Annotated in this window: 11 protein-coding genes and 1 pseudogene; 9 read left to right on the top strand and 3 right to left on the bottom strand. The window is 69.1% G+C overall.

From position 1 onward, the window contains the following. The 8 genes from infB to truB form a co-directional block, all read left to right on the top strand. Positions 1-2,216: translation initiation factor IF-2 (gene infB / locus HT102_RS02995; RefSeq protein ID WP_192037889.1), on the top strand; the 2,216-nt coding region annotated here is incomplete at its 5' end. A 117-nt stretch (positions 2,217-2,333) separates the two neighbouring features. Next, positions 2,334-2,624, top strand: coding sequence for a DUF503 domain-containing protein (locus HT102_RS02990; protein WP_192038033.1), 291 nt, complete (start codon positions 2,334-2,336; stop codon positions 2,622-2,624). A gap of 81 nt (positions 2,625-2,705) precedes the next feature. Then, the gene (gene rbfA / locus HT102_RS02985; RefSeq protein ID WP_192037888.1) at positions 2,706-3,224 is read left to right on the top strand and encodes a 30S ribosome-binding factor RbfA; all 519 of its coding nucleotides are present in this window, start codon (positions 2,706-2,708) and stop codon (positions 3,222-3,224) included. A 5-nt stretch (positions 3,225-3,229) separates the two neighbouring features. Next, positions 3,230-4,225: a DHH family phosphoesterase gene (locus HT102_RS02980; RefSeq protein WP_333473251.1), complete on the top strand. Its 996-nt coding sequence runs from the start codon at positions 3,230-3,232 to the stop codon at positions 4,223-4,225. Next, entirely contained in the window at positions 4,218-5,582 is a 1,365-nt protein-coding gene (locus tag HT102_RS02975; RefSeq protein ID WP_225443068.1) for an MATE family efflux transporter, read from the top strand. The genes HT102_RS02980 and HT102_RS02975 overlap by 8 nt, the downstream gene beginning before the upstream one ends. 48 nt (positions 5,583-5,630) lie before the next feature. Beyond that, complete coding sequence (locus HT102_RS02970) at positions 5,631-6,515, top strand: metallophosphoesterase family protein (RefSeq protein WP_192037886.1); 885 nt, start codon at positions 5,631-5,633, stop codon at positions 6,513-6,515. Further along, positions 6,512-7,225 (top strand): 4'-phosphopantetheinyl transferase family protein, encoded by a 714-nt coding sequence (locus HT102_RS02965; RefSeq protein WP_192037885.1) that lies wholly within the window; start codon positions 6,512-6,514, stop codon positions 7,223-7,225. The genes HT102_RS02970 and HT102_RS02965 overlap by 4 nt, the downstream gene beginning before the upstream one ends. Further along, positions 7,212-8,129 carry a tRNA pseudouridine(55) synthase TruB gene (gene truB / locus HT102_RS02960; RefSeq protein ID WP_408611290.1) on the top strand — a complete coding sequence of 306 codons (918 nt, stop codon included), beginning with the start codon at positions 7,212-7,214 and terminating at the stop codon, positions 8,127-8,129. Before HT102_RS02965 ends, truB begins: the two co-directional genes overlap by 14 nt. Positions 8,130-8,257: 128 nt before the next feature. On the opposite strand, the pseudogene HT102_RS02955 reads toward truB, so the two are convergent. Beyond that, positions 8,258-8,389, bottom strand: a pseudogene (locus tag HT102_RS02955) (IS481 family transposase); the annotation flags it as partial. Between the two features lie 6 nt (positions 8,390-8,395). Beyond that, the gene (locus HT102_RS02950) at positions 8,396-9,226 is read right to left on the bottom strand and encodes an SDR family NAD(P)-dependent oxidoreductase (RefSeq protein WP_192037884.1); all 831 of its coding nucleotides are present in this window, start codon (positions 9,224-9,226) and stop codon (positions 8,396-8,398) included. A 52-nt stretch (positions 9,227-9,278) separates the two neighbouring features. Between HT102_RS02950 and HT102_RS02945 the strand changes: the two genes are divergently transcribed. Then, positions 9,279-9,800 carry a TetR/AcrR family transcriptional regulator gene (locus tag HT102_RS02945; RefSeq protein WP_192037883.1) on the top strand — a complete coding sequence of 174 codons (522 nt, stop codon included), beginning with the start codon at positions 9,279-9,281 and terminating at the stop codon, positions 9,798-9,800. 61 nt (positions 9,801-9,861) lie between these two features. On the opposite strand, the gene HT102_RS02940 is transcribed toward HT102_RS02945, so the two are convergent. Continuing rightward, entirely contained in the window at positions 9,862-10,572 is a 711-nt protein-coding gene (locus tag HT102_RS02940) for a metal-dependent transcriptional regulator (RefSeq protein ID WP_333473249.1), read from the bottom strand. Between the last annotated feature and the right edge of the window lie 28 nt (positions 10,573-10,600).

Below are 10,600 nucleotides of genomic sequence, written 5' to 3'. Positions count from 1 at the left end.
CTGGCCAGGGTGGTCCGCGCCCGTCGCCCGGCCAGATGCCCACGCGGCCTAGCCCCGGCTCCATGCCCGCTCGCCCCAACCCCGGCCAGATGCCCTCGCGCTCTGCCCGCCCCGCCCCCGGAGGCCGTCCCGGTCGACCCGGCGGAGCACCCGGTGGAGGAGGCGCTCGTGGTGGATTCCGCGGCGGTCCCGGTGGTGCTCCCGGCGGCGCACCAGGTGGTGCCCCGGGCGGAGCGCCAGGAGGCGCGCCCGGTGGCTTCCGTGGTCGTCCCGGCGGGGGCGGTCGTGGCCGCGGCGGTGCCGCGGGCGCGTTCGGTCGTCCCGGTGGCGCCCCGCGCAGGGGCCGCAAGTCCAAGCGCCAGAAGCGCCAGGAATATGACTCGATGCAGGCACCCAGCGTGGGTGGCATCCGCCTCCCACGTGGCAACGGCGAGACCATCCGTCTCGCCCGGGGCGCCTCGCTCGCGGACTTCGCCGAGAAGATCGACGCCAACCCCTCGGCGCTCGTGCAGGCGCTGTTCCATCTCGGTGAGATGGTCACGGCCACCCAGTCGGTGAGCGACGAGATCCTCGAGCTGCTCGGCAGCGAGATGAACTACAACGTGCAGGTGGTCAGCCCCGAGGACGAGGACCGCGAGCTCCTTGATTCGTTCGACCTCACCTTCGGCGAGGACGAGGGCGTCGAGGCGGACCTCGAGCACCGCCCACCGGTGGTGACCGTCATGGGTCACGTCGACTACGGCAAGACCCGCCTGCTCGATACCATCCGCAAGGCCAACGTCCGCGAGGGCGAGGCCGGTGGCATCACCCAGCACATCGGTGCCTACCAGGTGCCGACGGTGCTCGAGGGCAACGAGCGGTTGATCACCTTCATCGACACCCCGGGCCACGAGGCGTTCACCGCCATGCGCGCCCGTGGCGCGAAGGCGACCGACATCGCCATCGTCGTGATCGCCGCTGACGATGGCGTCATGCCGCAGACGGTCGAGGCGATCAACCACGCCCAGGCCGCGGACGTCCCGATCGTGGTGGCCGTCAACAAGATCGACGTCGAGGGCGCCAACCCGGAGAAGATCCGCCAGCAGCTCACCGAGTACGGGCTCGTGGCCGAGGAGTACGGCGGCGAGACGATGTTCGTCGAGATCTCCGCCAAGCAGAACATCAATATCGATGCCCTGCTCGTGGCGGTGCTCCTCACCGCGGACGCCACGCTGGACCCGCGGGCCAACCCGGAGCAGTCCGCTCAGGGCGTCGCGATCGAGGCTCATCTCGACCGTGGCCGCGGCCCTGTAGCGACCGTGCTGATCCAGCGCGGAACGCTGCGGGTGGGCGACTCGATCGTCGCTGGCGATGCCTACGGGCGCGTCCGCCGGATGCTCGACGAGAACGGCGACGACGTGCGGGAAGCATTCCCGTCGCGTCCCGTGCAGGTCGTGGGCTTCACCTCCGTGCCCGGAGCAGGCGACAGCCTTCTCGTGGTCGACGAGGACCGGATCGCTCGCCAGATCGCCGACCGGCGCAATGCGCGCAAGCGCAACGCTCTGGCCGCGAAGTCCCGCAAGCGGATCAGCCTCGAGGATCTCGATTCGGTGCTGAAGGAGACCCACCAGCTCAACCTCATCATCAAGGGCGACAACTCGGGCACCGTCGAGGCGCTCGAGGAGGCCTTGCTCGGCATCGATGTGGGCGACGAGGTGGAACTGCGCGTCATCGACCGCGGTGTCGGTGGCGTCACCGAGACGAACGTCAACCTCGCCTCGGCCTCGAACGCCATCATCATCGGTTTCAACGTCCGCGCGGAGGGCAAGGCCACCGAGCTCGCCAACCGCGAGGGCGTCGAGGTTCGCTACTACTCGGTCATCTACCGGGCCATCGAGGAGATCGAGCAGGCTCTCAAGGGCATGCTCAAGCCGGTCTACGAGGAGGTGGAGCTCGGTCGCACCGAGATCCGCGCGCTGTTCAAGTCCTCCAAGATCGGTCTCATCGCGGGCTGCATGGTGCTCTCGGGCGTGGTGCGCCGCAACGCGAAGGCACGGATCCTCCGCGACAACATGGTCGTGGCCGAGCAGACGCCGATCCAGTCGCTGCGACGCGAGAAGGACGATGTCACCGAGGTCCGCGAAGGCTTCGAATGTGGTATGACCCTGTCGTTCAACGACATCCGGGAAGGCGACATCATCGAGACCTACGAGATGCGGGAGAAGCCCCGCGAATGATCCATCAGGCTAGCCGTGTCCATCGCGGGTAGCCACGACGAAGAGGGGCATCGCCATGCCAGCGATGCCCCTCTTCTGGTCCCCACGCTTGCCCGCGCAGGAAAGGCCGGTCACCACGTGTACGTTGGCGCGCTCGAGCTCGATGTGCTCCTCGGGGATCTCCACTCCCTCAAGGGAAAGCGCTCGGTGATCAAGCCGATCCTCGCCGACCTCAAGAAGCTCGGGGTCGCCAGCAGCGAGGTCGGTGATCCTGACCTGCTGCGGCGCGCCCTGATCGGTATCGCGGCCGTCAGTGGCGATGCCGGGCACGTGCATGCCGTGCTCGATACCTGCGAGCGCCACGTCGCCGGAAGGCCCGAGATCGAGCTGCTTTCCGCCAGGCGACGTATCCTCGGCCCAGAAGACTGAACGCCACCGAGCTTGGCACCCCGGAGCACCACTGCCGGGGCGCGAGAAACCAGTAACCGCACCACACGAAAGGGGGCCGTGATGGCTGACCCAGCCCGCGCCCGCCGCCTCGCCAAGCGCATCCTCACCATCGTCGCCACCGCCATCGAGCACGAGATCAAGGATCCTCGCCTCGAGTTCGTCACGATGACCGACGCCCGCATCACCAATGACCTGCGCGACGCCACGGTCTTCTACACGGTGCGCGGCCGGGATCTCGACTCGCCCGCTGATCTCGACAGCGCTGCCGCTGCCCTCGAGAAGGCCAAGGGCCAGCTCCGCACCCGGGTCGGCGCCGGCACCGGGGTCCGCTATACGCCCAGCCTCGCGTTCAAGCTCGACTCCGTGCCGGACACCGCGCGCCACATGGAGGAGCTCCTCGCCAAGGCCCGCGCCGCGGACGCGGAGCTCGCCCGGGCCCGGGAGAACGCCACCTACGCCGGCGATCCCGATCCGTACAAGGTCGATGACGAGGTCCCCGACGACGAAAGCCTGGACGACGAGGACCTGGATGTCCCTGGCGCGCCGGCGGCCGAACAGGGCGATAGCGAAGCACGGTAGCAACGGTGCCTGCCTACCCCAGCAATGGCGGCGCGGGGCATGACCAGGCCCTGCATGAGGTCACCGCGCTCCTCGCGCGGGCGCGCGATGCCGTGATCGCTTGCCACATCCACCCGGATGCGGACACGCTCGGGAGCGGTCTGGCGCTCGCGGCGTTCCTGCGTTCCCGAGGTACCCGCGTGTCGGTGTCGTTCGCCGAGCCCTCGGCCCTCCCGGAGGTGTTCGCCACGTTGCCCGGTTCCGGGGACATCATGCGCCCGTCCGATGTGCCCGCGGCCGTCGACACCTTCATCTCGGTCGATGCCGCATCATCGGACCGCCTCGGCGAGCTCGCCGGGTACGTCGGGACAGCGGCCCACAGCATCGTGATCGACCATCATCGATCAAACGCTGGCTTCGGCGATGTCAACTACATCGATGCCACAGCGGATTCCACCACGGTGCTCGTGGCGAGGATCCTCCGGCAATTCGGCGAGGCGCCCTTCCCTCGCGATATCGCGCACTGCCTCTACGCCGGCCTGGTCACCGATACAGGCTCGTTCCGGTGGTGCGGTCCCGAGGCGCACGTGCTCGCGGCGGAGCTCATTGGCTGCGGCATCGACGCGGTAGCGATATCCCGGGATCTGCTCGACACGCACCCGTTCGGTCGGCTCGGGATGCTCTCGACCGTGCTGGGCGGGGCGCGCTTGCTGCCGGAGGTGGCGGGGGGCCAGGGCCTCGTGCTCGCCACCGTCCACGAGGCAGACCTGCTGGGGCTGCCCGAGGACGAGCGGGAAACGGTGATCGACATCGTGCGTGGCACGGCGGAGGCAGAGGTCGCGGCGGTGCTCAAGGAGACGGGCCCCGCGCGCTGGGCCGTGTCGCTGCGCTCCAAGCAATGCGTTGATGTCGCCCGGGTGGCGGCCGCTTTCGGGGGAGGCGGCCACGCGCGCTCCGCCGGGTTCAACGCCACGGGTGACCAGGAGGCGGTCATCGCGGATTTGGTGCGCGAGCTTGGCTGAGCAGGCCATTCCCCCGGCGACCCCGGGACGGATACTGCGACTGGCCCTCCCTGCGCTCGGGGTGCTTGCCGCCGAGCCGCTGTACCTGCTCTACGATTTCGCGGTCGTGGGCAGGCTCGGGGCGCTGCCGCTCGCGGGCCTGGCCATCGGCGGGCTGATCCTCGCCCAGGTGACCACCCAGCTCACCTTCCTCAGCTATGGCACCACCGCGCGCGCGGCCCGCCACCACGGCGCTGGTGATCGCTCCGCGGCCGTCGCGGAGGGGATCCAGGCGACATGGCTGGCCATCGGCATCGGTCTGGGAATCATCGTGGTCGTCTCGTGGGCGGCGGGCCCGGTCGTCGGGGTCCTGGCCGGCGATCCCGCGATCGCGGGCCCCGCGGCCGAATGGCTCCGCGTCGCGATCCTGGGCGCGCCGCTGATCCTCATCGCCATGGCCGGCAATGGGTGGCTGCGTGGCGTGCAGGACACGGTCCGGCCGCTCGTCCTCGTCGCGACCGGCCTCGGCGTATCGGCGATCCTGTGCCCGATGCTGGTCCATGGCCTGCTCGGCGCCCCCGCGATGGGCCTCGTCGGGTCCGCGGTCGCCAACGTCATCGGCCAGGCCTGCGCGGCGCTGCTCTTCCTCGCGGCCCTGCACCGCGAGCGGCAGCGATCGGCTTGTCCCATAGCGATCCGGCCGCGGCCGGAGGTGATGCGCGCGCAGGTCGTGCTCGGTCGTGACCTGATCATCCGCAGCCTGGCCTTCCAGGCCTGCTTCATCTCTGCTGCAGCGGTGGCGGCCCGGTTCGGGGCGAGCTCGGTCGCCGCGCACCAGCTGATGCTGCACCTGTGGAACCTCATCGCGCTGATGCTCGATTCCCTCGCCATCGCGGCCCAGGCGTTGATCGGCGCTGCTCTCGGCGGGGGCGCGGCGACCGCGGCGCGGGCGATGACCTGGCGCATCACGCGCTGGTCGGTGGTGTTCTCGCTGCTCCTCGCGGCGGCTTTCGCGCTCGGCCATGCCACGATCCCGGCGTGGCTGACCAGCGATCCGGGCGTGCTGGGCAGTGTCGCCTCGGTGTGGTGGGTCCTCGTGCTGCTCGTCCCGATCGCGGGAGTGGTGTTCGCGCTCGATGGGGTGCTGCTCGGCAGTGGCGATGCCGCGTTCCTGCGCACGGCCACGGTGCTCTCCGCGGTGCTGGCGTTCCTGCCCATGATCTGGTTGTCGCTGCTGCTCGATTGGGGGTTGCCAGGGATCTGGGCGGGGCTGGCCGTGTTCATCTGCGCGCGGGCGGGCGCGGTGGTGTGGCGCGCCCGGGGCGATCGCTGGCTGGTGGTGGGGGCCGACCGGCAGAACCGGTCACCGCGTGGCTAGCGGCGCGGACCGGCACGGCATACTGGAAGCGTTGGAGGAGGTCGATTCGTGGCAAAACTATTCGCGGTGTCCGATGTGCATGTGGGGCATCGTGGTAATGCCGACATCCTGGACATGATCCAGCCGGAGTCCCCGGAGGACTGGCTGATCATGGCGGGGGACGTGGCCGAGCGAAGCGACGAGATCCGATCGACGCTGTCGGTGCTGCGGTCCCGCTTCGCGCGCGTGAGGTGGGTGCCGGGCAATCACGAGCTGTGGACCACTGCCCGCGATCCGATGCAGGTCAAGGGGGTCGCGCGGTACAACTACTTGGTGCGCCTGTGCCGCGAGATCGGAGTGGTCACTCCCGAGGACCCATGGCCGGTGTGGGAGGGCGAGGGCGGTCCGGTGACGATCGCCCTGATGTTCCTGCTGTATGACTACACCTGGCGCCCGGCTGGAACCGCCACGCGCGGCGAGGCGTTGACGGTGGCGCGCGATCGCGGAGTGGTGGCTACTGATGAGTTCCTGCTGCATCCCGAGCCCTACCTGACGCGCGACGCGTGGTGCCAGGCGCGCGTCGCGGAGACCAAGGCGCGGCTCGATGATCTGCCGCAGGGCACACGAACCGTGCTGGTGAATCATTGGCCGTTGCGCCGCGAGCCCACGCGCATCCTGCGCTACCCGGAGTTCGCGCTGTGGTGCGGCACGGACCTGACGGCGGACTGGCATCGCCGCTACCATGCGGTCAGCGTGGTCTACGGGCACCTCCACGTACCGCGTCGTACCTTCTACGATGGTGTTCCGTTCGAGGAGGTCTCGATCGGCTATCCGCCGGAGTGGAAGCGCCGGGGCCTGCCTAGCCCAGTGCTGCGCCAGATCCTCCCCGCGCCGGTGAACCCGCCACCGCCGCTGATGTTGCCCGCAAGCTTCCGCCGTGAGGAGACCCCGTGATCGACAAGCTCGTGCAGGACCCGCTGGTGGCGGCGGAGGCGTTCGAGGACCCGCGGGGCATCTTCGTGCCCGAATCGGAGCGCGCCGCTGTGGCGCGTGCCGTCCCCAAGCGCCAGGCCGAGTTCTTCACGGTTCGCTACCTCGCCCGCCGCGCCATGAGCACGCTGGGCGTCCCCGGCGCGGAGCACATGCCGATCCTGAAGGGCGATCGTGGCGCGCCATCCTGGCCAGGCGGGGTGATCGGAAGCATGACGCACTGCGCGGGCTACCGGGCCGCGGTGGTGGGCCTGTCCGCGGACGCGCGCGCCATCGGCATCGATGCGGAGCCGCACTCGGCCCTCCCGGGCGGTGTGCTCCCGAGCATCAGCATCCCCGAGGAGCGGGATTGGCTCGCCGGGGCCGTCCCGGCCGAGCACCCGGGCATCCATCTCGACAAGGTGCTGTTCTGCGCGAAGGAGACCACCTACAAGGCATGGTTCCCGATCACGGGGCGATGGCTGGGCTTCGAGGACGCCCATGTGACCATCGACGTCACCGAGTCCAGCCGCGCGGAGGCGACAGCGACGGGGACGTTCTCCTCGCGCATCCTCATCGACGGCACAGCCCGGGAGGGGGAGCCGCTCAGCACGCTGGAGGGCCAGTGGCGGGTGGAGCGCGGCCTCATCGTCGCATTGATCATCGTTCCCCAGGAGGTCGGTGCAGGTGCCTGAGCGCGAGGGCGGGCACGCCCTGGGCGGTCTGGTGGTCGTCGACAAGCCATCCGGCATGACAAGCCATGACGTGGTGGGGCGCGCGCGGCGGATCCTGGGCACGCGGCGCGTCGGTCACGCCGGGACCCTCGACCCCATGGCGACGGGCGTGCTGGTGCTCGGCGTGGGGCGAACCACCAAGCTGCTCGGCCACCTGAGCCTGGCGACCAAGGAATACCACGCGACGATCCGGCTCGGGCAAGCCACCACGACTGACGATGCCGAGGGCGAGATGATCGCGGAGCGGCCCGCGAGCCACTTCACCGCGAGCGACTACGCGCCAGTGATCGCTTCCTTGACCGGAGTGATCGAGCAGGTCCCGTCCTCGGTCAGCGCGATCAAGGTCGATGGCACGCGCGCGTACCAGCGGGTGCGCTCCGGCGAAGAGGTCACGCTGCCTTCCCGAGAGGTGACGATCACCCGGTTCGAGGTGGTGGAGGCCCGCCAGGAGGGGGACCTGCTCGATCTGGACGTCGAGGTCGAATGCTCGAGCGGCACCTATATCCGCGCGCTCGCCCGCGATCTCGGCGCCGCGCTCGGCGCCGGAGGCCACCTGACCCGTCTACGGCGCACGCGGGTGGGTCCATTCTCCCTCGATGATGCCCGCACGCTGGAGCAGCTCGCCGAGCATCCGGGGATGTCGCTCACCCTCGACGAGGCGATCAGCCGGGCCTTCCCCGTGCGGCGGATCAGCGAGGCGGAGGCCCGGGAGCTGCGGCACGGCAAGTGGCTGGAGCCGACCGGGGAGTTCGCCGGCGTCCACGCCGCGGTCGATGCGGACGGAACGGCCTGGGCGTTGCTCGCGGAGAAGGGACGCCGCGCGAGCCCGGTGTTCGTGGCCCGGCCGGTGGGGGTCGTCGACTAGGGGTAGCAGCCACGGCTGGAGTGCGTCGCGGGGTTCCTGCTCCTTGCGATAGCAGCGGGCGCAGTCCCACCCGTTGGCCCGCGGCCGGTAGGGGCGGGTTCGCTTCGGGGTGATCGACAGCGCCTCGCACGTGTCCCGCCACCGTTGGGGATGTTCCCGATCTTCTTCACGTGCACGTGCACCATCGAGCCCGGGTGGTCGTGCTCGTAGCGGCGAACCGGTTCACCGGTAGCGCGGTCGATATGCGCGAGTCGATTCAGGCTGGCTCAGTTCTGGGTGCGCTGAAATCCAGGTTGGGTGGAGTAATCCTGTCTCCTGCGTTCGAGCACCGTCGTGATCTGATCGGCGGCGCCGTCTCCCAGGACAAGACGCAATGGACCGCTTTCAGCGGCGACATGCGCGAGGATGCTGCGGGCGATCTCGTCCGGGGCGGTTCCCCCGCCCGTTGCTCCCGGCTCGCTGGGCCAGGGCACGGTCGCCGTGCCTAGCACCTGTTCGCGCAGTTCGTCGTAGTCGCTGTTGGGCTCGCTGAACCTCATGCCTGAGGTTGCCCACTGCGTGTCCATCGCGCCGATCTCGGCGAGAGTGACTCGGATGCCCATCGACTGCACCTCGGCAGCCAGCGCCTCGCTGAATCCCTCCAGGCCCCACTTGGCAGCGTTGTAGAGACCAAGGAATGGCATGGCCCCTACGCCGCCCGTAGAGGAGATCTGCACGACGTGTCCGTGCCCCTGGCGTCGCATGATGGGCAGTGCAGCTTGGGTCATCCACATCGGACCGAACAGGTCGACGTCCACGATGGCGCGAGCCTCCGCCTCGCTGATTTCCTCGACGGCTCCCACCAGTCCATAGCCGGCGTTGTTCACCAGAACGTCCAAGCGTCCGGTGACGCGGCAGGCCTCCTCCACAGCATGTCGGCATTCCTCCCTGTCCGCGGGATCGAGCCGGACCACGGTGAGGCGTGGATCCTCAACGGGCAGGGCTTCCTTCCGGGTAGTGGCCACCACGTGATGACCAGCGGCCAGCGCTTGCTGGGTCAGAGCGAGCCCGAGGCCGCTGCTCGCCCCGGTGATGAGCCAGGTCTGCGTTGTTCTCATCCCACCATTCAACACCAAACGAGACGCGACGTCTCGTTTCTATACTGGGGGCATGGCCCGACCCGAGACCGTCAAGCGTGTGCACGCCGCAGTCATGGCCCTCGCTGACCGGGGCGGCCCTGGCGCCTTGACGATGGAGGGCATCGCCGCTGAGGCGGGGGTGGGCAAGCAGACCCTCTACAGGAGCTGGCTTTCCGTCCCTGCCATTCTCTTCGACGCTCTTGCCGACGAGTCCGCAGCCTTGGACACGTCCGCCGACGATCTCACGGTCATGGAAGTGCTGCGAGCAGCGATTGACGAAATCTCCACCGAGCCGCGCTCCTCGCTGCTGCGGATGCTTGCTGCCTCGCTCCAGACGGACGAGGTTGTTGCGCAGCAGTTCCGGGAACGGCTATTCGAGCCTCAACAGGCGCAGATCATCAAGCTAGTCGCAGCCGCCGGATATGCGAACCCTCAAGCGTCGACCGAACTGCTGCTCGCGCCGATCTTCTACCGATGGTTCCTGCGCCTGCCCCAGTTCCGAGACGACGAGCTCCGAGAGCATGCCGAGCGCATCCTCGACCTGGGGCCGTGATCCTTCAATCAACGTGTCCGGACGGTACGACTAGCGTCCGACTGCCCCGCTGGCTGTCGAGCTAGGCGCCGAGCCAGATGGCCTGCGCGGCGATGTCGCCGAGCTCGACGGTGGTGTCGTCGTCCCCGACCTGCACGCAAACGGTGCCCGCGTAGTCGCGGCGCTCCACGATGGTGATGCGCGTGTCGAGCTGGATGCCCACGGATTCGAAGTAGCGGAGCATCTGGGCGTCGTCATCGGAGATGCGCGCGATGACGCCACCGTCGCCGTCAGCATGCTCGCTCAGGGGCCGGGCATCCAGAGCGGAGACCGCGCCGTCCTCGGACGGGATGGGGTCGCCGTGCGGGTCGCGCTCGGGGAAGCCGAGCTTGCTGTCGATGCGGGAGATGAGCCGGTCGGACACCGCGTGCTCGAGCACTTCGGCCTCTTCATGGACCTCGTCCCAGCGGTAGCCGAGCTCGCGGACGAGGAACGTCTCGATCAGCCGGTGGCGGCGCACCATCGAGATCGCGGCACGCTTGCCGGCGTCGGTGAGCGCGATGGATCCGTATCGGGCGTGGTCAACGAGCCCCTGGTCGGAGAGCTTCTTGATCGACTCGGACACCGTCGACGCGGAGACGCCGACCTTCTCGGCGAGCATCTTGGCGCTGACGCGCTCGTCGGACCATTCGCACAGGGACCAGATCGCCTTCAGGTAGTCCTCGGCAGCGGGGGAGAGCGCCGGCGCCGAGGAGTCTGGGCTTGATCGTGTCCGGGGGTGAGAATGAGGCACGCCTACGAGCTTAGGCAATCCTCGTGAA

This window comes from Lolliginicoccus lacisalsi (assembly GCF_014841105.1).
In the GTDB taxonomy this organism is placed as follows: Bacteria; Actinomycetota; Actinomycetes; order Mycobacteriales; family Mycobacteriaceae; genus Lolliginicoccus; species Lolliginicoccus lacisalsi.
This window is presented reverse-complemented; position numbering and strand designations above follow the sequence as displayed.

What these genes read in the sequence shown, in the direction of transcription:
- rbfA (WP_192037888.1), top strand. Translation starts at nt 2,706, where the DNA reads ATGGCTGACCCAGCCCGCGCCCGCCGCCTCGCCAAGCGCATCCTCACC.
- HT102_RS02950 (WP_192037884.1), bottom strand. Translation starts at nt 9,226, where the DNA reads ATGAGAACAACGCAGACCTGGCTCATCACCGGGGCGAGCAGCGGCCTC.
- HT102_RS02945 (WP_192037883.1), top strand. Translation starts at nt 9,279, where the DNA reads ATGGCCCGACCCGAGACCGTCAAGCGTGTGCACGCCGCAGTCATGGCC.